22 protein-coding genes and 2 pseudogenes are annotated in these 24,927 nt (G+C 30.2%); 10 read left to right on the forward strand and 14 right to left on the reverse strand.

From position 1 onward, the window contains the following. Positions 1–11: 11 nt before the first annotated feature. The 5 genes from RPL90_RS01475 to RPL90_RS01495 are packed head-to-tail and all read right to left on the reverse strand — an operon-like array spanning position 12 to position 5,140. Positions 12–1,115 (reverse strand): glycosyltransferase family 2 protein, encoded by a 1,104-nt coding sequence (locus RPL90_RS01475; protein WP_313541825.1) that lies wholly within the window; start codon positions 1,113–1,115, stop codon positions 12–14. Positions 1,116–1,121: 6 nt separating this feature from the next. Then, complete coding sequence (locus RPL90_RS01480) at positions 1,122–2,612, reverse strand: phytoene desaturase family protein (protein WP_313541827.1); 1,491 nt, start codon at positions 2,610–2,612, stop codon at positions 1,122–1,124. Continuing rightward, complete coding sequence (locus RPL90_RS01485) at positions 2,613–3,086, reverse strand: glycosyl-4,4'-diaponeurosporenoate acyltransferase CrtO family protein (protein ID WP_313541886.1); 474 nt, start codon at positions 3,084–3,086, stop codon at positions 2,613–2,615. Positions 3,087–3,090: 4 nt separating this feature from the next. Continuing rightward, positions 3,091–3,591 carry a TspO/MBR family protein gene (locus RPL90_RS01490; RefSeq protein WP_313541829.1) on the reverse strand — a complete coding sequence of 167 codons (501 nt, stop codon included), beginning with the start codon at positions 3,589–3,591 and terminating at the stop codon, positions 3,091–3,093. Positions 3,592–3,640: 49 nt separating this feature from the next. Beyond that, positions 3,641–5,140, reverse strand: a complete 1,500-nt coding sequence (locus tag RPL90_RS01495; RefSeq protein WP_313541832.1) for an NAD-dependent epimerase/dehydratase family protein — start codon at positions 5,138–5,140, stop codon at positions 3,641–3,643. 820 nt (positions 5,141–5,960) lie between these two features. Between RPL90_RS01495 and RPL90_RS01500 the strand changes: the two genes are divergently transcribed. The 9 genes and pseudogenes from RPL90_RS01500 (at position 5,961) to RPL90_RS01540 (ending at position 10,771) form a co-directional block, all read left to right on the forward strand. Then, on the forward strand, positions 5,961–6,299 hold the full coding sequence (locus tag RPL90_RS01500; protein ID WP_053464901.1) for an SAUGI family uracil-DNA glycosylase inhibitor: 339 nt from the start codon (positions 5,961–5,963) through the stop codon (positions 6,297–6,299). A gap of 95 nt (positions 6,300–6,394) precedes the next feature. After that, entirely contained in the window at positions 6,395–6,706 is a 312-nt protein-coding gene (locus RPL90_RS01505; RefSeq protein ID WP_313541837.1) for a DUF960 family protein, read from the forward strand. Between the two features lie 24 nt (positions 6,707–6,730). Next, positions 6,731–7,217: pseudogene (locus RPL90_RS01510) on the forward strand (DUF1643 domain-containing protein). 27 nt (positions 7,218–7,244) lie between these two features. Beyond that, the gene (locus tag RPL90_RS01515; protein ID WP_313541840.1) at positions 7,245–7,691 is read left to right on the forward strand and encodes a JAB domain-containing protein; all 447 of its coding nucleotides are present in this window, start codon (positions 7,245–7,247) and stop codon (positions 7,689–7,691) included. 169 nt (positions 7,692–7,860) lie between these two features. Next, positions 7,861–8,733 (forward strand): transcriptional regulator, encoded by an 873-nt coding sequence (locus RPL90_RS01520; protein WP_313541843.1) that lies wholly within the window; start codon positions 7,861–7,863, stop codon positions 8,731–8,733. A gap of 56 nt (positions 8,734–8,789) precedes the next feature. Beyond that, positions 8,790–9,080 (forward strand): hypothetical protein, encoded by a 291-nt coding sequence (locus RPL90_RS01525; RefSeq protein WP_313541846.1) that lies wholly within the window; start codon positions 8,790–8,792, stop codon positions 9,078–9,080. A gap of 15 nt (positions 9,081–9,095) precedes the next feature. Beyond that, positions 9,096–9,593 (forward strand): hypothetical protein, encoded by a 498-nt coding sequence (locus tag RPL90_RS01530; protein WP_313541849.1) that lies wholly within the window; start codon positions 9,096–9,098, stop codon positions 9,591–9,593. A gap of 130 nt (positions 9,594–9,723) precedes the next feature. Then, positions 9,724–10,284: a hypothetical protein gene (locus RPL90_RS01535; RefSeq protein WP_313541852.1), complete on the forward strand. Its 561-nt coding sequence runs from the start codon at positions 9,724–9,726 to the stop codon at positions 10,282–10,284. Positions 10,285–10,303: 19 nt separating this feature from the next. Continuing rightward, positions 10,304–10,771, forward strand: a complete 468-nt coding sequence (locus tag RPL90_RS01540; protein ID WP_313541855.1) for a hypothetical protein — start codon at positions 10,304–10,306, stop codon at positions 10,769–10,771. 619 nt (positions 10,772–11,390) lie between these two features. Here the strand turns inward: RPL90_RS01540 and RPL90_RS01545 are convergent. Continuing rightward, a complete protein-coding gene (locus RPL90_RS01545; RefSeq protein ID WP_313541858.1) occupies positions 11,391–12,599 on the reverse strand; it encodes an FAD-dependent oxidoreductase in 1,209 nt (402 codons plus the stop codon). Positions 12,600–12,763: 164 nt separating this feature from the next. Between RPL90_RS01545 and RPL90_RS01550 the strand changes: the two genes are divergently transcribed. Continuing rightward, positions 12,764–13,381 carry a TetR/AcrR family transcriptional regulator gene (locus RPL90_RS01550; protein WP_071331192.1) on the forward strand — a complete coding sequence of 206 codons (618 nt, stop codon included), beginning with the start codon at positions 12,764–12,766 and terminating at the stop codon, positions 13,379–13,381. A gap of 440 nt (positions 13,382–13,821) precedes the next feature. Here the strand turns inward: RPL90_RS01550 and RPL90_RS01555 are convergent, their stop codons facing one another. From RPL90_RS01555 to RPL90_RS01590, 8 genes and pseudogenes are all read right to left on the reverse strand, one after another. Then, positions 13,822–17,103: a DEAD/DEAH box helicase gene (locus RPL90_RS01555; RefSeq protein ID WP_313541864.1), complete on the reverse strand. Its 3,282-nt coding sequence runs from the start codon at positions 17,101–17,103 to the stop codon at positions 13,822–13,824. Continuing rightward, positions 17,096–18,373 (reverse strand): sigma-70 family RNA polymerase sigma factor, encoded by a 1,278-nt coding sequence (locus tag RPL90_RS01560; protein ID WP_313541867.1) that lies wholly within the window; start codon positions 18,371–18,373, stop codon positions 17,096–17,098. The genes RPL90_RS01555 and RPL90_RS01560 overlap by 8 nt, the downstream gene beginning before the upstream one ends. Before the next feature lie 423 nt (positions 18,374–18,796). Then, on the reverse strand, positions 18,797–20,053 hold the full coding sequence (locus RPL90_RS01565; protein WP_313541870.1) for an MrcB family domain-containing protein: 1,257 nt from the start codon (positions 20,051–20,053) through the stop codon (positions 18,797–18,799). Between the two features lie 435 nt (positions 20,054–20,488). Beyond that, the gene (locus tag RPL90_RS01570; protein ID WP_000592150.1) at positions 20,489–21,034 is read right to left on the reverse strand and encodes a YdhK family protein; all 546 of its coding nucleotides are present in this window, start codon (positions 21,032–21,034) and stop codon (positions 20,489–20,491) included. Between the two features lie 17 nt (positions 21,035–21,051). After that, positions 21,052–23,115: a heavy metal translocating P-type ATPase gene (locus RPL90_RS01575; protein ID WP_313541874.1), complete on the reverse strand. Its 2,064-nt coding sequence runs from the start codon at positions 23,113–23,115 to the stop codon at positions 21,052–21,054. A gap of 757 nt (positions 23,116–23,872) precedes the next feature. Continuing rightward, the gene (locus RPL90_RS01585) at positions 23,873–24,160 is read right to left on the reverse strand and encodes a metalloprotease family protein (RefSeq protein WP_313541877.1); all 288 of its coding nucleotides are present in this window, start codon (positions 24,158–24,160) and stop codon (positions 23,873–23,875) included. Between the two features lie 12 nt (positions 24,161–24,172). After that, a pseudogene (locus RPL90_RS12950) lies at positions 24,173–24,235 on the reverse strand (NAD(P)H-dependent oxidoreductase); the annotation flags it as partial. Positions 24,236–24,546: 311 nt separating this feature from the next. Continuing rightward, a partial coding sequence (locus tag RPL90_RS01590; RefSeq protein WP_313541880.1) for an ATP-binding protein occupies positions 24,547–24,927 on the reverse strand: 381 nt, incomplete at its 5' end.

A 24,927-nucleotide genomic window follows, 5' to 3' on the forward strand; every position in this document is an offset into this window, starting at 1 on the left:
AAAAAACTAACCTATAAATCTATTCTACGGCCTTTCCAATATATACGTTTGAATACATTGATATCTAACCATGATTTAAAAAATATCACGACAAAGCATATGAAGAGCAGTGGATGACATAAACTCGCAACGATATTAAAATTTCCTGTTCTTCGAATAAATATATGAAATTGTATCGCATATATAAAATATAGAGTAACAGCTAATAATATATATAACGAGCCTAAATTAATTGAAAAAATTATCGCTAAAACTGTTGTAAGTGAACCAAATAGCCATAAAAATACAAACGTAAGCGTAGACTTTTTAGTTACTTGAGAGCCAAGTGCAAAGTGTTTACTCCAACCCTCTAATAGCGCTTTATATCCTTGAGAATACATTCTAAAATTCACTACACCTTGGCCTTCATGCAAACTAACTGGCAAACCTTGCTTATTATATGCTTTACTTATTGCAAAGCCTTCAATGATTTGATTTTTAGCTTTCAAATGTCCTTGTGTCAATTTATAATCTTGCTTATTTGTCACAAGGACGGGTCCAAACGCGCCTTGCTCATTATTTGCTGATTTCGTGATTGAAAATTGATTCATACCTACGATTGTCATTAAATTAAAAATCGCCGATATATTTTCATATAGCTTTTTTATCTTGTGATAAGGTTGTATTGATAACAAGCCTTTACCACCTTGTAAATCATATTGATTGGCTATATTTTGAATACTATCATCACAAGCAAACTGAACATCAGCATCAACAAACATCAATAAATCATGCGTTGCATATTTGCTACCTTGCCAACAAGCATGTGACTTACCTTGCCATGTCGTATCATTTTCAACAGTATATACGCTCGCACCATAATATCTAGCAACAACTTTTGTCTCATCAGTTGAACCATCATCCATAACAATTACTTCTATTTCTTGCTCTTTACTTATACTGTTAAGTAATTTAGGTAAGTTCTCCGCTTCATTTCTAGCAGGCACAATAATACTGACGGCTGTCTGACCGCTTTCTTTTTCGGAGCTATTTATTACCGCTCGACGTGTATACATACACATGCCACTAATTAGTGATAATATCGTTAATCCTATTGCTATTATATAAAGTATCATTTAATCTCAACTACTTTCTCCACTAAGAATAGCTTCTGCTACTTGCATACCGCTCAAAGTGACCATAGGCATGCCTGCGCCAGGATTTACGGATCCACCTACAAAATACAAATTTTTAAAATATTGACTTCTCTTAGGAAACTTGAAACCTTTATTTTTCTTCTTATTAGAAACTACGCCATATATAGCTCCTTTATTAGAATTGTATGTATTTTTAATGTCATGTGGCGTCCATATATCTTCATATACAATGTGCTTCCTCAAATCTTTTAAGCCCATAGACTCTAATTTATTCAATATACATTCTCGAAACTGCATATATTCCGCTTCACTAAATGGTTTATTCTGGATGTAGGGTATATGTGGTAATATCTTTATATTTTCGTGTCCTTCTGGTGCTTGCGTGTTATCTGTTTTGTTAGTATTCACTACATAAATTGTCGGATCTTCAGGCAAAACATACTGGTGAAAAACCTGTTCATAATTAACTTTAGAATGATTCGAAAAGAAAAAGTTATGATGTTGAAGCTCTGGATAACTTTTGTCCACACCAAGATGCATTACATAACCTGAACTAGCTGGCTCAAATTTACGTTCCAATTTATTTATTTGATTTGCATCAAAATTCAATAAATATTTATAAACAGGGATTACTTCCATATTAGATATAATGTAATCTGCATATATTTCCTCATTACTTTCTATTGTTATCCCTGTCACCTTATTTTGACTATTATAATTGATACGTTTTACAGGGGTGTTAAAATGTATGCCCACACCTAATTTTCTCGCTAATTGTTCCATCGCTTCCGCTAACTTATGAATGCCACCATCTACGTACCACAAACCTTCCTCATGTTGCATTTGAGGTAATAAACTCAATACAGCCGGAGCATCATAAGATGAGGAGCCTACATATTTTATGAAATAACCTAGCATTTCTCTTAAATACGGGTTATCCACCCTTTTATTAATGACTTGTTGCATTGTATGAAAATAGTCGAATTGTTTTAAAGCTGAAAATGGACCATGATAACGAATGATTGCATACATCGTATCTAACCCCTTATCAAAGTAGCTTTTTTCAGCCACTTGATGTATCTTTTGAGCATAACTAAAAAATGAAGAAAGTTGCTCTATATCTTTATTTGTTAATGTCTCGTTATTTGTTAACATATCTTCCATGGATTCATATAAATCTAAAATTTGGCCATCTGGATAGACGTTTCTAATCTGTAAACTTAACTTACGAATGCTAACATAATCTTCTAGCCTTTCATCACATCGTTGAAATAAGCGTTGAAATACTTTCGGCATGGTTAAAATTGATGGACCGAGATCAAATCCATAGTCATCTGTGTCTAACCTATTTACCTTTCCACCGATATGCTTATTTTGTTCATATAAATCCACTTGATAGCCTGCTTGAGCCATACAAATTGCGCTAGCAATTCCTCCCAAGCCACCTCCTATGACAACCACTTTCTTATTTCCCATTTAATCACCTTTTCTTTTTTGTAATTTATTATAAATACGTATTAACTTAGGGCGATTATAGCGCTGAACAATCATACAAGGCACATTAGCTATAATGACATATATAAAATTAATTATTTTAACGCTTTTTGACGCTTTAAAAAACGCAATAACAGGAAATATGGATAGCAGATGAACAATCTCTGCACGTCTAGTTTCTAATATAAATCGCTGTATATCATTCATATTTTTAGATAAATCGAATGTCGCTTTACTAATGATATTAGGGTTAAGATTTTGACCGTCTGGCAAATGATCTTTCCAATATTGTACTTTAACTAATTGTTGCCATAATTGACCCTCTTGTTCAAAATTCCAACTTCGAAAATACTTATTAACTTTTTCTAAGAACTTATAACTAATACGAGTACCCAGTTGAGCAATAATCATTTGAACTATAAACCAATATAGCGCGTTATATAACAGTTTTTTTATCAATTTAATTCTCAGATTTTCCTGTATAACTTGGGTTATCTTTATTTAAAAACCAGTTGCCCGCTGTTAAGTAAGTAGCAAAAGCGCTCCAAAGCATATATGGAACTAGTAAAATGCCAGCAACTTTTTTTACATTGAAAAATTTTACAGTTGTTGTAACTACTGCGCCCAGTAATACAACACTCTCTATCAACGCACTAAAGCGTAATTTATATTTGAAGTATAATATCGACCATAGATAATTCAGGCTTAATTGTGAGTAATAAGCACCTTTCAAAACCTTACTAGTAGATTTATTAGTCACTAATGCATAAGCTACGCCCATCGTTGTATAAAGTATTGGCCACACAATTGGAAAGACATAGCCGGGTGGTGAAAAAGGTGGTTTAACATTATTTTTATAATCTTTTCTCGCGTTTTTCACTGCAAATTTCCCTATAAATTTACCGCCTGTAATTGGTGTTATAACTTTTATAATTGTTTTAATTATCTCGTTTGCTTTCATAGTTGATCCCCTCTTTTTTGTAAAAGTAACTAGCTATTATATCTAATAGCTATAGTTCGGCATTAGACATGTTATTTTTTCTAGCTAAATACTTCTTCAATCCATATAATTTCAAGACAATAGCACCTGAAATAACAATTGGTAAAATAAATTTCTTCATATTTAATTGTTTTCCTTTGTTAGTTCTTTGAGTACTTATTTTAAATTTAAAAAGATTCATTACACTTTTATGAACTTTTGCTTGGGTATACTTACATACCCACCAAGGTAACGTCGGTTCATATTCTTGTAACGCTATGATACATGCGTCACTATTAGGTAATCTTCTAAACTCTAATCTCGCATTACCACCATCTGAATCTAAAGCGAAATCTCCACCAACAATTCGATATAAAATTCTCTCGTTATTAGAAGCTTTAAAATCTTTACTTAATAATAGTAAATCCTTATTTAAACACGGCACACTAATCGTAAAGTTATCTTCGTTAAAATCACTATTAACCACATTTAATGTAATTCTATTTAAAAAATTTGCATATGATTCTGCCAATTGAATCATATTTACATCTTTAGGTAAGACTACCCTTGATATTGCTCTAACATCTTTAATATCGCCCTTAGGTGATGACTTACCTTTCTTTTGTGTCTTATTTTCTTCTTCTAATGCATTACGCACACTTTCTTTATAATCAATTTTACCTATAGAAATATCTTTCACAATATTTTCATCGTTTCTAATCATATCATGAATTAAGCTATCCATTAACGGATAAACCATTTCTTTTGGTACCCCAGAAATAAGTTTCACCCAATATTTACTTAGCCAAATGGGAATAATAGGCAAATCTATCGTAGGTAATCGTTTATCTAGTACCTTTGCAGTTTGCTTGAAAAGGTCTTTATAAGTCATATGACTAGGTCCACCAATATCTATCGATTCATTCTTATTCGGCTGACGCTCTACAATTTTATATAAACCGTCAATCACGTCGTCTATTGCAACTGGCAATGTTGTATTATAAGCCCATTTTGGCAGTAACAGGCCCAGTAATCTATCTACTAATTTTTTTAATATAGGGTAAGAACTTCCTTTAGAGCCTATAATCAAACCAGCTCTTAAAGTACTTACTGGTACACCATATGATCCTAAAATCTGTTCGCACTCTAAACGGCTTCTTAAATGTGGTGATAATTCACTTGTATTAGGTATCAAACCACTCATAAATACAATATGCTGAACTTTGTTATAACTAGCGGCTTTAGCAAAATTATCAGCTAATAATGCATCCATATCTTCAAAGCTCGCCTGCGTCAACTTAGCTGAAGGCATCATAGAATGGACAAGGTATATAGCAATATCAATGTCTTCCATTACCTCTGTTATTTCATTTAAATCAAACAAGTCAGCTGCCTTCCAAGTAACATTGTGCTCATTTGATTTATTTTCTATATTTCTAGAAATTGCTACAATTTCATAGTTTTCTTTTAATTTATTCATTAAATGACTGCCGATATATCCCGAAGCGCCTGTTAATAATACTTTTTTCATATATTTAGCCTCCAAATAGAAAAAGGAAATAAGCTTACTCGCTTTAATTACATCACTAGTATAAAAAATTCTTTATCTTTTCCTGTATAAGCTGGAATTAGTACCATACTTACTTTAGCACTTTATAATCACTCTCGATTTAATATATATCTTGATATTCTTCAAAAATATTTGAGCAATTTAAGTTTATTTTTACAATGTATCTCCTATAACTATATATTTGAAAGTCATCATTTTCTATACTCCCTTATATGTTTCTACTTCAAAAAAGTTTGAAGAATGCATGTAATATTACTTTCACTTTATATTACACCGAAAGTCAAAGTTAAATTATATATATTTCAACTTATTTTCTCAGTGTCCTTTCGTCATTCAATAACATCTATCTAACAAATATCTTCAACACGCTAACTACTCATGACTCAATGTGAAGCTTATATTGATATGACGAAAGAACATCCCAAAATAAAATACAAGCGGGATAGTAACGGGATTGGATAACTTCATGTATAAGAAGGATTACGCAAGCGTAATCCCAAAATCCCGTTATTATTTATAAATAAATAATATAAAAAGAAAAAGTAAATCATAACCACACCTACAAATCCAAACTATATATAAATATATAGCTATATTTCCTAAGAAATGATCGGGATAACGGGATTTCATTGTCATATCAACAATTATCACGACTTTCGATTGGGATCTTTTCTGTATTTCAGTGGGATTTCTAAGCGAAACAAACGTTATTTCAAACTTATATTATCAATAAGATGTATCACGTACATACATCAATCAAATACATTAGGAGGTCATAACCATGACACTAGAACAACAACTCAAGCATTATATAACCAACTTATTCAATCTGCCAAAGGAAGAAAAATGGGAATGTGAATCCATCGAGGAAGTCGCTGATAATATCCTACCTGACCAATATGTAAGGCTTGGTCCACTTAGTAATAAAATACTTCAAACCTATACCTACTACTCTGACACACTTCACGAAAGCAATCTCTATCCTTTCATTCTCTACTATCAGAAACAACTCATTGCCATAGGCTATATCGACGAAAATCACGATATGGATTTCCTATATCTACACAACACCATCATGCCCCTTTTAGATCAACGATACTTATTAACCGGAGGACAATAATATGCATAAATATATCAAAATTACACAATTAGTCATCACAATTCTTAGTGAAGTTATTATTTGGATGAAAGAATCAGAACGAAAGGAAAATGCTTATGAATAGATATATCACCCGTGGTATTGCCAATTACTTACCTACCACATTACAACATCATTTATGGCAACTTGTAGCGCAACGTGAAAACGAACAGTCCAAGGAATTAGAAGCAATAGATTACTTTCACATCTTCCAGTTCAACATGCACAATAATCAATTATATATCAAACACAAACAAGAACGTCCTGAGTACATCAAAACACATAAAGCTAATTATTCAAAAGCTATCAATATGAATAAGGTCTACATTATCCGAGAAGATGATGTAGACCTTTCTTATTACGTCATGTTACTACCCGAAGAATATTAATAGGAGGCATCAATCATGTAGAATATACAATGTATATTAGAAACTGAAGCAATATTTAGTGACGATAATCAACATCGTTATTTACTCAAAAAAACGTGGGACAAAGATAAAAAGATAATTTCAGTTATAACTTGTTATACAAATTTTGAAGGAACCAAAAAATTAGATTTAACGACTCAATTAATTCTAAATAAAGTATCTGAAATGAAAGACTTCGGATCAATTAATTTTGTGAACCTATATTCAAACATGATAACAACCACAAATATAAAGCATATGGCAAATAGTCATGATAAGCATACTGACATTCAAATCATGAAGGCAGTGAAAGAATCAGATGCAGTGGGGCGCTTACGCTAAAAAACCGATTGTTGAAGCGCGTGTCAATGAAATATTAGAGATGTTGAAACCACATAAAAAGAAAGTGAAGCAACTCATGAACCCCGTAACTAATGAAATCATGCATCCCCTTAATCCAAAAGCAAGACAGAAATGGACTTTGAAAGCCTAACCTATATATGAAGGATGGAGGTAAATTATGAAAGAAATCAATATCGTTTCACTACAAATAATAAAAACAGATACATTAAGTTATCTAAAAGCTCGTATTTCAAACCCTGAGGATGCGGCAGAAATCATGCGTTCATTCATTGGAAACAGTGACCGAGAGCATCTCATTCTTATCTGTATGAATAATAAAAATGAACCTACACATATTCAAACACTATCAATTGGATCTATTAACCAGACAGTGATTCATCCTAGAGAAATATTCAAAGCAGCGATACTCAGTAACGCAAATAGTATTATGCTAGGTCATACTCATCCAAGTAGAGATGTAACGCCTTCTCCTGAAGATATCAATGTAACTGAACGGTTAATGCTCATCAGTGAAATGATGGGCATTTTATTTTATGACCATATTATTTTCTCTACTAGTCATACTTATTCCATTAGACAAAATGATTTAAAGTTAGAGGTTTAGCCGTATTTTGTCACTACCGTTAATTTATTAATTTCCAATATTTAAAAAAACCATTCATATCAATGCTTCCATATCAAAAATATTTTTCACAACTTTTATTAAATATGCGTAGGATTGACTTATTGTGACAAACCTATTTTGTAATATATAACTTAAAGGAGGTGACATATTGGATCGTGCATTTCGAATATTAACAATATACAATCGGTTACTACAAAATAAATCCGTCAACAAGCAATCACTTACATTAGAACTTGAGACAAGCTCTCGAACGATACAAAGAGATATCGATGATAGCAGAAACTTCTTATATGAAAGTAAATCATGGATAAGTGCACCTAAAGAAATTACGTACGATTATAAATCAGAAAGTTATAAGCTTGAACAAAATAAAAGTGAAAATATGCATTTTATGTATGATATTTTGACTGCTTTATACCTAACCACACCAAAATTAAGCCATTACTTTTATCAATATCTTAAATTGTTAATCGTCAAACATCATTCAGGTAATCGAACTGCATTATTAAAATATCTTGATTGGTTTGAAATTGATAAAAATCAAACAGGTATTTCGACATCATCATTAGTTGTTCAAGCAATGAATGAAAATAAATATCTTCAATACCATCAAAAACTATTATTACCCTTATCGATGTACTATCAAATGTATGCTTTTCACTTAGTATATCGAATGGACAATGAAATTTATATCGATGATATTAATCAAATGAATTTGAGTTTGTCTGAAAAATCTATAGACATACAAGAAAAACCAAAGGTACAAACTTATATTACTTTTGAAATTTCTAAAGATGTGTGGTTAAAAATGCATCGATATTATCAAATTCATGTAATAGAAAATTTTGATGCACATTATCTTATCGTCACTTTTAAGATGACAAGAATCGAAGCGATTCAACTCTGTTTTATGTATCGATCCAATATACGTATTATTTCACCTCCTGATTTGAGAGAACAAGTGATTGATGAATTACTTTTATTGCAGTCAACATATTTAAAACAACAGGTTCGAGAGTGAACAAAGCACACAATGCTTTACAAATAACCTTAATAATAATGAAAGGAATGGAAATCATGAGTAACATCATAAAAACGATAGGCAAAGGAATTGGGAAAGGTGTCGGGGCAGCAGCATATTATTCAGTTGCGACAGTTGGCGCTGCCATCGGTGCAATTTGGGAAACAACAGGCGATAGAGGTTTTATGAGAGACGCTTTAAGTGATAGCTCAAACCAAGACTTAATGGAAATATATGAGATACAGAAGAAAGATGACGGTGATTACGATACTTATCTTGCGGCTAAATCTCTATTACAAGAAAGAGGATTCACTTATAATCACGAAACGAATAAGTGGGAAAAATAGTAAGGAGTGAAATAAATGGAATTTGCATATTATGAAGCGAAATCTTTAAATGATTTTGAAAGCGAACTAAAAACACTTGCTTTAAATAAAAAATATACATTCAGTAAGGAAGCTGAAGTTCTAAAAGAAGAAGAAATTCTTGAAAAATCGAATAGCCATGAGCGCGAACTATTAAAAGTATTTAAAGATAATGCACAGATAACAACTTATCATTTTAAGAGTCATAAAAGTAATTATTTAATTATTATGGGAGAAACAAAAACACCTAATGTCATAGGTCTAACAGTTATATTTGATAAGAAGCCTTTTAAACAAATAGGGAAAGTTGCGTTGGGTTCCTTGATTGGATTAACTGCTATGTCTGGAGGTAGTCTTCTACTTGCAGCAGCTGGTCTTGGAATTTTAGGGTCTTATTTTAAAAGAACATTCACTATTAAAGGGCCACTAGGTAAAGAAATAACAAGAATTATAGAAAGTAAATTGGGTCAACCGATAAAAATTAAAGAACAATAAAGAAGTAATATTTTTCAAAGACATATTGACTTCAAAATATGTCTTTTTCAATTATTCTAATAATAAATATAGAAAAGCGTAGCAAAATAGATTAATATAAAATAATTTTAGAAAGAATGGGGATATTAAGTTGAAAAAATTTTTAGCAAGTTTAGGTGTTGTTTTATTGGTTGCAATATTGGGAGTTGCAGTTGTATTCGCGTATGGGAGTTATAAAGATTTAGAACTTAAAAAAGAAGAGGCTAAAGTAACTGAAAACAAACAAAAAGATAGTAAGAATAAAACTTCAAACCAAAATGAAAATCAAAAGTCAACAAACACAAATGAAGAACTCAATACTAATGATGTGCGAACAACAGAAGATGGTGAAGAAATTAAAAAAACTAAGAATGGTATAGATTATACTGGTGAATTTGATTCTCCTGAGGAAGAGGAAGAATTTGAAAAAGGTGTTATTGCCCAATCTGGTGGTGGAGCTACAAATGGAGAAAATACAGAAGAAAGCGCACCTAAATATACAGCTGAAGATGCTAAAAACATGTCTGATGATGAATTTTTAGAGGCATATAAAGAAGGCATGTCAAGCGAAGATGCTGATGCAGTCGATGAATTATCTAAAGATCCAGCTTATAAAGAATATTTAAGAGGTCAAGTTGAAGCACGTTCTAATGGTCAAGATGGCAATTATTAAATTTGAGGATGAATAGATTATGAAAAAATTATTAAGCACAATAACAATAATTTCCATCATTGGTATATTAGCAGCTGTTGGATTTTTTGGATACAACAAATATCAGGAAGTAGAGTTAGAAAAAAATAAATTACAAGCTCAACAAAAAGAAAACGAAGAAAGTAATTCTCAAACTACTAGTGAAACATCTAATAATGAAAATCAATCGAATCAAAGTCAAAATAATAGTCAAGATCAATCTACAACAGAAGAAGATACAAATGATGAACAACAAGTAACTAGAGATAATGTTTTTGATTACGCTATAGCTGCGGTGAATGAAGTTAGGGATGCTGATTTATTAAAATTTCAAGAATCAGAATACAATCGTTCAGAATGGACGATTAATGCAAATAATAAATCAGGAGCAGGCGCTAACACAATCTTAGTTAAAGATGATGGAACTGTTCAAATTTGGAACGGACCTAAAACATCTATCGACCATTAAACTAAAATAGAATTATAAGCAAAAATTAATAACTGCCTTAAAAATGTCTAATTATGATACATCTCAATAAACTGTACAGTTACCTTAACTACTATATTTAAATTAAAATCCAACAACTGAGAAATGGGAAATCTTGGCGAATAATAAAAGTAGTAGAGGGAATTATGTATTTAAAGTAACGCCTAATGGGATGTTGAATTTTATAATAGTACAGGGCAAGATATGAGATAAAGTGTACCGGTTGATACGTTAGCATATGATAGATAGGACATTCTCACTAGATAGTGAGAATGTCCTATTTTTAAGTTATTTTTTTATTTTTTACATACTTAGCAATAAGAATTACTATTGATTAAAGATTGGACCTAGGATCAATCTTTAATATTCAATCAATTTCTTTTCATTTATAAACTATCTCTATAACTCTGTGACAAGGTACGATACTACAATAAACAATAGATTTTAACAATTACTAAAGCAACTGTCCTAACTGAATTTAGTTTTTGAATGTCTTGTATAATATCACTACTTGATGCAGTTTAAAATAGCCGCTTATTCAATTCAAATCCATACAAAAGCATATGAACTCAACATTCTTAGTTTCATATGCTTTTTATTATTAATCTATCTCAATGTCTTCTGCAGGTAATTCTATTTGATTAAACATACTTTCTCCACCTTTAGAAGATGTTCTAACATCTGACATACCTCTCGTAATTGCATTTGTTTCATATGATCTCAAAGCATCCTCTAGTTTTTTATTTCCTAATTTGTAGTCAATAAATGCTTGGGTTAATTTGTATGCATCGTAAAGTGCAGCATTACCTCCGATACCAATTGGTGTCATTGGATGTAAGGCGTCTCCTAACAGTAAGATGTTTGTTGTTTCTTTCCAAGATTTGTAAGGAACAACATTTCTAATGTGGTACATGCCTGTAGACTCTGCCGATGCAAAATCTAACATTTTTGCTATTTGTGGATGCCAATGTGATGTTTTTGTTTTAGCTAAATCTAGTAATTCAGACCCACTTAAATTAAATAACGTCTCATCTGAATTATCGAACCATGTTTTATGTCCTGCGAAAACTACGTATAAATAGTCTTGTTGGGGCGTGATATGAACATTTGGTGCAATGTTTTGCGAATGTTGTTCTAACGGTTGATTAAATTTCATATCTTCTAATAAAAGCATAGCCGGTGCATTTTCATCTGACATACCACGCATTCCTATTCCAGTTAATGCACTCAAACTTTCTCTTCGCTGTTCATCCAAATACACTTTAGTATAAAGTGCTCGCCCATCGGTATCCATTACTGATATTTCGGGTTTATACTGTTTTCTTACTCGAGAATTCGCTCCATCTGCTCCGATTAATATATCTGTAATGTGACTTTCTCCATTTTCAAACCATATTTTAATTTTTCCATTTTCAATTTTTTCGTAACTTTTAAAAGTGTAACCATATTCTATTTGTCCATCTAGTTCACCTAATAATACTTCTCTAAAGGTAAATCTATTTACTGATTGATTTTCTTCAACTTGATCATCTTTATTTGAACTTTTTAATGTATATGCATCCAAAAAGAATGGATGTAGTGGGCTTTTCACTGATGTTTTGATGTAAAGTTCATATAAATGTTCTGGTAAGCAGAATTTTAAAGCTTCCGTACCATGCTGATTAATTTTTATACGATAACCTGTTTGTTTCATACTATTGCGTTCTTGACGTTCAAAAACTGTAACATCGATATTATGTTTTTTTAAACCTTGTGCTAAGGCAAGACCGCCTAATCCACTGCCAATGATTGAAATTTTTAAATTTTCCATAATTATAACCACTCCAAAATATTTATCCGATTTTATTTGTAACAATGTAACATAAATAATGTAACTCCGTTACAATAAACTGTCAAACTTTATCAATTACAATTTAACTTATATTCTTCTTTCAGTTAAAATAGAGATAATATGTATTTAGGAGTTGCTATATAATGAACAAAGAATCTAAAAAAGCTCAAATTATTGATATTTCATGGGATTTATTGCAAAAAGAAGGTATTGATGGATTTTCTATGCGTAAACTATCAGCAGCCTCAAACACTACCATTTCTTCACTCTATCATTATTACAAAAATAAGGAGTCCATATTTCAAGCAATGGTGGATAAAGCCTTGGCTGAAGTTGTTTTTCCAGTTAATGCCAATGGTGTTGATGATAAATTAAAGCAATATGCTTACAACATCTTAAGCACTTTAAAAAAATATCCAAACTTGGAATGGCTACTCCTTGTTTATCCACCAACCCAAGTAAATTATACAAAATTACTAGATAACTTATTAATGATTGTAGATGGACTGGATATCAAGCGTGAACAAAAATTGTATTATATAAATATCTTTATTAACTTCATTCTTACATTTCAAATCGACCGTCAAATTCAAATCGACGATCAAGCAAAAAATAATCGCCATAATGAATCAAGCTGGAATCATTCAATTGCTCCGTATTTAAATTACTACTATAAGAATAATATTATTGAAAAGTTAAGTGAGGAAGAAGTCTTTGATTTTGGAATTTCTTTACTAATCAACGGGCTAAAAACTAAGTAGTCAACTTAATTAGTCCCGTTGAGTCAACTTAACAGGACTAATACAAATATGCTAAACAATTACCTCATTTTTTAATACATTTAAATAAACTAAAAAAACTACAGAAATCTGTAGAAGAACAACAAGACTCAAACGCTATATCATATAATAAGTTCTTAGAAGCTTACAAAGTAGACACGTCTTCTGATTATACTAATACAGTTGATGAATTAACAGAAAATCCAGTATATATTGAGTACTTAAGAGGTCAAACAGAAGCTAGAGAAAAAGGTCAAAGTAGAACTTATTAAGCATATTAAATTAATTAACTTGATACTTTTCAATAAAAAATAGAGCACCTCCATAACGTAGAGAATGCACTATTTCTTATAATGTATTTACTAGTCTTTCAAGTTCATAAGTATTAACTAGAAATATATTCTTTAAAAATTTAGATATATCTATTTTCGAGAAATAGTTTCTTTTACTTCATTTGGTAAAATTCCCATAAAGTAATTTTCTATATTATCCCAAAACCACTCAGTATAATTTAGTGTTCTTTCTGTTACGGTTGCTCCAATCTGCTTTTTAGTAAATAAATACTTGAGCATCTCTACACTCGTATGATGTTTTGATTGAACATCTTGTAATATAGTATTTTGATAAAAATCACCTTGTTTAATTGCTTTTTCAAGAGGTGCTACTGAGTTCATTCTTAAATAAATTTGTGGTGTATTACCTCCAACAACTTGATAATTAAGTAATTTTCTAGCTTCGCCAATACCTAAAGCAGCAATCTGCGAATCTATATTATTTGTATTTACTCTAAGATGAAATGACGTTACAGTATCTCCATCTTTTACAAAATTATAATTAGGTGTTAATGCACTTGTAATAGAATTCATTATAAAATTAGTGAAAATATCTCCATCCTGATTGAAAAAATACTTTTGATTATTTTCATTATTAATTCTTTCAGTTATAAACTTAATTTCTTTAATTTTCCCAAACTCAAAAGCAGCGTTAATAATAGTTTGAGCAAATGCTCTAGCTTCAAATTTATCAGATATTTTTAATGATTTCATAAAATGATTGCCTAGGTCTACAACTGTGAAGTGTTTGTCAGTTATTTTTAGTTGATTCACAAATTTTTCAAATGAATCTAAAATAATTTTATATTTTGATTTTATGTCTTCTATTGAAATATCGCTATTCAAACTTACTTCAACACCTGAAGTATATATTAATTTTTCAAACAACTTACTATGCTTTAATTTTTCTCTTTCTTTAGCATTAAATAATGCATACTTAAAACTTGGATATGACATTCTTTTGTAATACTTTTCCCATATGTCGCTTAAATTCACTTGATAAATAGAACTATATGAAGGACTTTCAATATCATATCTTTTACTAAAGTATCTACCAATATCAGATTTAATAAATGAAGACTCCATATCCGGAGTTACCATAATCATATCGTTACCAAACAAACTTCTTGGTCTCGCAACAAACGGTGAATATCCAAGTTTATTAGGCGATGAAAAATCTTTTTCTATCATCAATAAAACTGTCTTAACTTTATTATCCAATGAATCTTCATCACGTTTACTTTGTACGAAAATATATTTAAAATCTTCTGGACTAATAATAACGTTACGATTATTCCCTTTTTCCTTATAAACTGACAAGACTTTTTTCATTACTTCTAATATTTGAGATTTTCTAATTGCTGACATTCCTTGTAATCTTTTTACTTCATTCATATCTTTCGATAGAAAATCAATTACTCCAAATCCCTTTGCAACTTTGTCTTTATCTCTGGCTGCACGTCCAATTTCTTGAATATAATCAACGACATTTCCTGTTGGTGCATAATGATAAACATTATTAATATCTGGAATATCTATCCCCATTCCGAACGCTTTAGTTGCTAGTACGAATTGTATATCTCCAGATTTATATTCCCTAAGAACCTCATCTTTTTCTTCTTTTTGAAGTGTGCCATAATATTTACCTGTTTTCTTAGCAATTTCAGGTTCATTTAAATTAACAAAATTATAAAATTCTAAAAGTAGCCTTACTGTTGGGAAATATAGCAAAGATTTTTGATTTAATTTTTCAGCTTGCTGTAAATGTTTTAAAGCCAAGGTATTTTTTGTTTTTCTATAATCTCTTCCTTCAGCATCTAAATCTTTCTGACTACTACGTACTTTCATTATTAGATCTTCTCTTCTCACATCACCAAAATATGATATAGGACTAATCATATTTAAACTATTTCTAGTATCTAAATACATATCTTCACGTCCACCATATATTGCAGTTGCTGTAAATGTTACAATTGGAAACTTATATTCTTTTCTTAATTTCGCTAGATATATACCAAGATACCAATAGTCTGCTCTAAATGATTTACCCCAAGTTGTAACAATATGCGCTTCATCTATTATGACAACCCCAATATTTCTATCCCCAATAAGCATTTTAATATCACTCCGTGCTTGTAGTGTTTCAGGAGATAAATAAAGAACATCAATTTTTTGGTTTTGAACGCCTTCTATTATATTCTCTTTTTCATAAGGTGGTGTATTTCCATTTATAGTAGCAGATGAATTCACGCCTTTTCTACGCATATTTTCAACTTGGTCATTCATAAGTCCAATTAAAGGTGATATTACAAGTGTTAGTGGTTTATTATCTATATATTTGTCAGCTAAATATAATGCAGGTACTTGGAACATCACTGATTTTCCTGCACCAGTTGAAGCAGTAATATATATATCCCTAAATGCCTCACCAAACATTGCATTTTCAGCCTGATTAACAATATCATCAACAATTTGTACTTGGGATATTGCAACTGTTTCTTTTGATTGATTTTCTATATTTTCATAAAATGCTATATCTCTAAATCCATCATATCCATAAACATCTTTTAACATTCTTTCGTAATTCTCTTTATTATCAATAACCTGTTTTTTTATAGACAATGTTGTAAAGTAGAATTTTGCATTAGTCACTTTACTAAGAATATTAATTCTTTCAAGATAATTATTCGGTAACTTATCAAGTGATCCAGATAAAATGAATACAATATTTTCGTTCTTTTCACTATTAATTATTTCATCTTGTAAATCTAAAAAAGGAATTTCGTCATCTGACAACTCAATTCGTTTTGCATTCTCTGAAGGATAGTTATCAGTTACTTGTACATCATATGCATGATTTTCATAAAGATTATAGACTTCTATATTTTCGTTAATTTCTGGATATGTAACAAAATAGTTACCCGACTGCTTTGAATAGTCTATCTGACCATAAAAATTTGAAACTGCCTCAAGTATTTTCACTTGTTCCGGTTCTAGTGTATTGTCTTCTTCAAAATAAAGATCATGATATATATTTTCAACATTTGATAATGTATTTTTATATGGATACTGTTTTCCGTAAAGATTGTTTTTCAAAATAATTATAGGCATTTTATTTATTGAAAAATAATCCTTAAATATTTGATATTCTTCAATAGTCATCCATTTATAATCTTCACTAAACGTTCTGTTTAAAATAATTTCATCTACTACTTGTTCTTTTAAAACATTTAACTCTACTTTGTCATAATAGTCGATATTAAATGAAAAATATTTATTCTCTTCTGGAATTAAATTCTTATCTATACCTTCAAGAACTATAATACTACTACCATTTTCACTAATAATCTCTTCTATCTTATTATTAACCATAATAATATTCGCCTAACCTTTCTTTAATTTTAATAAATTTTAATTTTTTTAAAGCTTTCGACTCAATCTGTCTAATACGTTCTCTTGTAACACCAATTTCTTGTCCGATTTCTTCTAAAGTATAAATTTGACCGTTTTCAAACCCAAAACGCATTAATAATACTTTTGCTTCCCGCTCTGTCAACTTATTACTGAAAAGATTATCAATCTCTTGTTTTAAAAATAAACCTGCAACTTGGTTTTCAGTACTTATACTTTTTTCATCAGGAATAAAATCAATTAATAGACTATCTTCATCTTCTCCAATAGTTGTTTCTAGACTTGTTAAATTCGATATAGTTTTGACCTTTTTCAGCGTTTCAATTTCATCTACTTCACATTCCATTTTTACTGCAAGTTCTCTATTAGTTGCTGTTCTACTATTGGTATTAAAAAATTCATTTTCAATATATATAAGTTTAGTTATCTTTTCACGCATGTGTACAGGTACTCGTATGGTAGTACTAAAATCAGCAATTGATCTCGATATACTTTGTCTTATCCAATGTGTAGCATATGTTGAAAATTGAAATCCTTTATCTACATCAAACCTTTCTACAGCTTTTAATAATCCTTGCATGCCAGCTTGAAACATATCTTCCTCGTTAAATGATGGGGTAGACAAACCTTTATATTTCAACACAATTTTGTAAACTAACTTTTCATTTGCGAAAGCTATGTTATCTAATAATTCTGACTTTTTTGCGTAATCTTCTTTGTATTTTTCATAATCACTTAGATACTTAATATTATGTCTTTTATCTACTATATCTTTTAAATCTTTAAGATTTTCTTTAAATTCATCATTATCCAAGAGATCATCTAATTCTTCAGAGTCTTCAATTTCTAACAGTTCTAACTCTTTATTTATAACCTTTTTATTTATATCATTAATAATTGTATAATCCATATCTTTAAGTAATTTTCGAATAGTAGCTTTTACTTCGGCATTATCAACTTCTTCGTCAAACCACTTTAATAAATCACTTTCTAACAATTCTTTATTTTCGTCAAACAAAGAAAATAATCTCTTCAATTTATTTTTATATGAATCCTGTGACTCAATGATTGTAATATCTAAAGATTTCAGTTCATCATAGACAATGTTCTTTTCATCATTTTTTATAGAAAATTGATTAAATAAATTCTCTAATTTCTCCCGTTTGATTTCACTACCATAGATTATATTATCATTGATATAGTCAATGAATAATGACAAATTATCACTCATAACAGTCCCAACCCCTTTATTTTGATAGACTAATTATCTTCATCATTGTAAAACAAATTACACCCTTTAAATTTAACTCAACTTAAATATCGACAAATTAAAAAACAATAAAATTACTTGAATATTATTCATAATATATTAACAACTTTATTATACTGCTCTTTATATATAAAATCATTAATAATTAAACAAGCCTTAAAATATTTAACTTTTTTGTGATTATTACACATTATCTTATCTGCTCTTTATCACCATAAAAATAGAAAAAACAAGATTCCTAAAGAATATAGGAATCTTGTTTCAGACTGTGGACAAACTGATTTTTTATCAGTTAGCTTAGTTAGCTTAGTTAGAAAGTTTTATTTAAATTACAGTTTCTATTTTTATTAGATCACAATTTTATTTCAGCTCTTGTTCAAGTAATCATTTTTCGCTAAAAACTTTATACTGAACAGCTTCTACATTAAATACTTTATCAATGAGATCATCTACATCTTTAAATTCAGAATAATTTGCATATGGATCTATAAAATAAAATTGTGGTTCTTTACCGGAAACATTAAATATTCTTAATATTAAATATTTCTTCTTATATTCTTTCATAGCAAACATTTCATTTAGCGATATAAAAAATGGTTCCTCAATACTAGAAGATGTAGATGTTTTAATTTCAATAAATTTTTCTACAGCTTCATCTGTATTTGTTGGATCAAAAGCTACTAAATCATAGCCATGACCGTGTTGAGAGCCTGGATTATCATTTAAAATATTCCTAAACTGTTCTTTCTTATCTTCGTCTATTTTATTATCAATTAGCTCATTAAAGTAATTTAGCGCTAATTTTTCTCCAACTTTACCGGTTAATTTATTCTCTTTATTTGACTTTTCAATTTCTGAATCATTTTTAGTAGTCTTTGATACACCTTTTTTATATTTTGGAATTATTCCTTTAGGTGCTTCCACTTCCTTGAGTGTCTTATCTTTTTGTGCTGTTCTAATTTCTTCAATTTCGCTGTCTTCCTGTATTTCGTCTATGCTATTGACCAAGCTATCATAGGATGTTTTTGTAACTTTTGAAGCTAATTCATTAAATAGTTCTAAAAATTTCTTTAAATCCTCTAGCATATCTTCTTCTGTGAATCCTTCATTCAAATCATAATATTTGAATCTTATTGATCCATGAGAATATCCTGATGGATAATCATTTTTTAAATCATAAGATGAATCTTTATTTTCTGCGTAATAAAATCTTCCAGTATTAAATTCATTTGATGTAATATATTTATTGAGTTCGGAAGATAAAGTTAATGCTCTTTGTTTTGCAGCATTTTTATCCCGCGGAAACATATCACTTATCTTTGACCACCCTTGATTCAAAGATAAGTATATGCCTTCTCCTTCCGGATGAAAAAGATATACCAAATAATATCCATCCTTTGTTTCTTTTGTTATATTCTCATCATATATTGAAATCCAAGGAACTTTACTATAGTTCCCAGTAGCAACCTTCCCTACAACTGAATATTTATCTTCTTTTATATGCACTTTTAACTGCTTGGGTAACTTATCATGGACTAAAGTTTTATATAGATCACCTTTATCCCAATCAGATTTTTTAACTACATTATTGGTACGTTTCTCTTTAATTAATTTAAGGACCTGCATAAAGTTGTCTATCATTGGAAATTCCCTCCTATTATAAAATATCTCATTTTCTTCAATATGTACTTATTTATATTTTACCGTAATTTACTATATTTAGTTACAGAAAGAATTTTCTCAAAGCTAGAACTTTGCTTCACTATAAGTATTCAGTATAAAGAATATTTCGCTATTATTTACTTAAAATGAAAGACTGCGGAGGCTAACTATGTCAAAAATCATGAACCTCATTACTTGTGATACGCTTCTGCTTATCAGGTAGTGATGCGGTTTTTAATTATATAATTTCAATTAATAAGGTAATGAACAGTTTTTTGATAAATGTTATTCTTCTAAAATTCTTTTTAATTTACACACTAAAAAATATCCTCCTTAACAATAATAAGTTATTTAAATTATTGATTAAGGAGGATATTTTTATATCTATTTATTTCTCAATTTAGAACTAGATTTTTATCGTGCTTTCAGCTCATTTCCTGTCATCCATTTATGATTTTTAATGATTTTACCATTATCTTTGGATTTGTAATCAACTACGTAAACAGTAGTCTTTTTCACGTTATCTATATTGGCTGTAGCACCTTTCATACCAGACATATGACTTGCTTCTAATTTAACAGTATCGCCCTTACTAAATCCATCTTTAGGTGCATCTTTAATCTCTTCGTTTACGACCCATTTATGATTGTTTACTTTTTCATTTCCATTTGTGGGTTTATAACTTACAACATAGGCATATGTTTTATACGCACCTTTTACAGTAGCTTCTGCACCTTTCATACCTGGCATATGCCCTGCTGTAATCGTTACTTTATCTCCCACTTTAAATTCACCCTCATTAGTCGATTTCATATCTTCTGGAACTTTACTTTCATCATTATGCTTCATATGGCTCTCACTTTTTTGGTCATTAGTGTCTTTATCTTTTTCATCATTATTGGAGCAAGCTGATAATATTAGTAATGATCCTAATATCATAAAAAATAATTTTTTAATCATAATAAAACTCCTATCTTTTATTTTAATTTTAATGTAAAGGCATTAATTGCAACAATAACCGTACTTAGTGACATTAAAATAGCACCTATTGCAGGTGATAAAATCAAGCCGATAAATGCTAAAATACCAGCTGCTAAAGGTACAGCAACAATATTATAACCTGCACCCCACCATAAGTTTTGCACCATTTTTCTCATAGTATTATTTGAAAGGGTCAAGAAATGAATAATATCTGATGGATTACTTTTAACAAGTATGATATCACCTGAATCCACTGCAACATCTGTGCCTGCACCAATTGCTATACCAATATCGGCTCTTATAAGACTCGGCGCATCGTTGATACCGTCTCCGACCATCATGACTTTATTACCGTCACTTTGATAATCTTTTATAATGCTTTCCTTATCTTCTGGCATGAGTTGTGCGTGGACATCACTAATACCTAATTCTTTTGCGACAGCGTGTGCCACTTCATTATTGTCACCTGTAAGCATGACTGGTGTAATATTTCTTGATAGTAAATCAGCTACCATTTGTTTTGAGCTTTCTTTAATTTGATCTCCTTGAGCAATCATGCCAATGACTTGTTGATCCTCAATTAAATAGCTGATTGAATTACCTTGTTGAGCTAATTTAGTAAACAAGTCATCGTCATAATTAAGTTTATGTTTATCAAGATAAGAGACATTTGTTATTTTATATGTTTTATTATCAATTAGACCTTCTAATCCGACACCTGGAATATTATTAACGTCTTGTGGATTAGTAAATGAAACATTTTTACTTTTCGCAAAATCAACAATACTTATAGCTAATGGGTGATTAGATTGACTTTCTAATGAGGCGAAAAGGCTTAATATTGTATCATTACTCACATCATTTTTAAAGCTCTCATAATGATTCACAGAAAAGTTACCCTCAGTTAAAGTACCAGTTTTATCCATCATTACATAATCGATATGTTGAGCTATTTCTACAGACTCTCTATTTTTAATAATTAAACCATTATGTGCACCAATTGAAGTAGAACGTGCAGTGACTAAAGGTATTGCCAAGCCTAAAGCATGTGGACAAGCAATGACTAACACAGTTACAAGACGTTCTAATGCAAAATCAACATCATTTTGAATGAGCATCCAGACAATAAAAGAAATCACGCCAACACTTACAGCAAAGTAGAATAAATAACCCGCTACTTTATCAGATAACAATTCAGCACTAGATTTATCACTTTGTGCTTGATTAACAAGTCCCATAACTTGAGAAAGATATCCATCTTCTCCCACAGCTGTAACCTTGAGTTGTATTGTTCCAGACCCATTAATAGAACCCCCGATGACGTTGTCATTTTGATTTTTTTGTACTTTTTTAGATTCTCCAGTGACTAGGGATTCATCTATAGATGTTTGTCCTTGAACGATAATACCATCTGTTGGAATGCTTTCTCCGGCTTTTACTTCGACGATATCATCAGTCATGATGTCTGATATTTTAACTTCTTCGCGTTGGCCATTATCCATAACTTTAATAGCACTATTAGGTAACAGTTCTGCCATTTTCTTTAAAGCATCTCCAGCATTTCCGACAGCATTCATTTCTATCCAATGTCCTAATAGCATAATTAAAATTAAGGTTGCTAATTCCCAAAAAAAGTCCATTGTATGACCAGTTGCACTACTAAAGTTATTCATATAAAAAGCATACAAGCTATAAATATAAGCTACTGAGATACCTAGGGTAACTAAGGTCATCATGCCTGGTTTTTTTGTAGCAATTTCATCTTTACCACCAGACAAGAACGGTTTACCACCATAAAAGAATAAAATTGTACTTAATATTAACACTACCCATTCAGAACCTGGAAATGTGAATTGAAAAGGTAAGTTAACACCCATCAGTGGCGATAAAAGAATGATAGGTATTGCAAAAATTAATGAAACAAAAAACTTAACTTTAAAATTTCCATGATGATGTGCATGGCCACTATGATGATGATGTGAGGCATGGTTATCATGATGCATTTGATTGGAATGATTCATGTGATTTTGATGATTATGCTCTTCACCATTATTATTCAAATTAACCCCTCCTAATGAAAATGTTATAGTAAAGTTACTTATACTATAACATATACCCACCCAGGGTATAAAGGTTTTCGATTTATCTCCTTTTATGGATTTATATAATTCCGAACCTTATATCTACACGTCCTACATTAGACCTTGTCATCGATATTTAAAACAATGTTTTAATTAAAAGATCTAATCTTAACTATCACATGACAATACACTCTAACCAAGGTTATCATTACCAACACAAGTCATATATTAATATTCTTAAAGAAAATAGCGCATTTCAAAGTATGCCTAGAAACGAGAATTGTCTTGATAATTATTAGAGAAGCCAGTAAATGAGTTTATAGTAAACTCATTTACTGGCCATTTTTCTAGTATTTATGCTCAGTCTCTTCAAACTATATTAATCATTTTTTGATTCTCATATTCTACGCCACAATAGCTGCATTCTATTAAAGTTACTATATATTCAATCAATTTCAAAGTGAGTTATATACAACCTATTTTTTAGTTTTATTTGTGATACGCTTCTGCTTATCGGTAAATAATGCGGTTTTTATAATTCAAATTTTGTATCACTTTTCTTTAGAATAAATTTGACATAAACTCTGGAATTATTTTTCCAATCTGCTTAACTTTTGTAACAGATGCTATTAACACTTTATTTACTTCCATTTCTTACTCCATATTTGAATTTTAGTTAAGTTTTATAATTTATGAAAAAAATTTATAAACGATGCGTGTCTATTTTGCGAATAAATTAAACTTTTTCAGTTATTATTATCCCAGTATTTGTCATTTCAATTTTCGATAATTTCGGTATTTGTTCTATTTTAAATACCCAGTAAAAATCTCCTACACAAGACATTCCATGTATCGTAGCCATTGTTACAAAAAACACTTTTGGGAAAACCCCTATGTAAAGAGTGATAATAAATATTGTAGTAATAATCATAAATGGCGCTATTGTACAATATATCATTCCTTTAGCAACTCCAAAATGCACCTTGTTTTCTGGCCAAAATGCTTGATCAACAAAGCTTTTCATTGTCGGAGGCACATTGAACCAATATAGTGGATAAATAAAAATTAATGGCTCTAATTCATTTAAAGTATTGATTATATGTGTTTGCTATTTTGTTGGTTCTGAATAGTAACATTCTCAAATATTAATGGCAGATCCATTTACTGCAAATTAAATATATGTAAATCATTTTTATCTAACTTCTTTAAAATTGTCTGATATAACTCAAAGCATATTCCTTACTGGTTACCTCCGTATATAATACTAATCATTATGTTCTCTCCTTTGATTGAGTTCTTTTAGAATAGTTTCTTTATTTAGTTCATATTGGTTATCTTTAGATAATTCATCTACTGCATCAGCATCTTCGTTCGACATGCCATACTATTACCACTGTCTGAATACTTTATTTAATTTAAATTGTAATAATTTTTATTTTTATAAAAATGTACAGTAATTTCAGTAAAAATATTTTCCTTAGATTTGATGGTTATATCATGACCTAATTTACTAGCCAATTGCTTAGCTAAAAAAAGTCCCATTCCCGTAGATTTTGGATAGTTTCTTCCATTATAACCAGTGAATCCTTTTTCAAAGACGCGATTTAAATCCTCATTTTTAATACCAACACCGTTATCTTTTATAATAAATCTTTTTTCTTGATTATCCTCTTCAAAGTAAATAATAATCTTCCCATTATCATCTGTGTACTTGAGTGAATTAGAGATAAATTGATCAAGGATAAATAAAAGCCATTTATTATCGCTTTGAACGTGTTTTTCAATTTCATC

Source organism: Staphylococcus kloosii, from assembly GCF_032139365.1.
Taxonomy (GTDB): Bacteria; Bacillota; Bacilli; order Staphylococcales; family Staphylococcaceae; genus Staphylococcus; species Staphylococcus kloosii_A.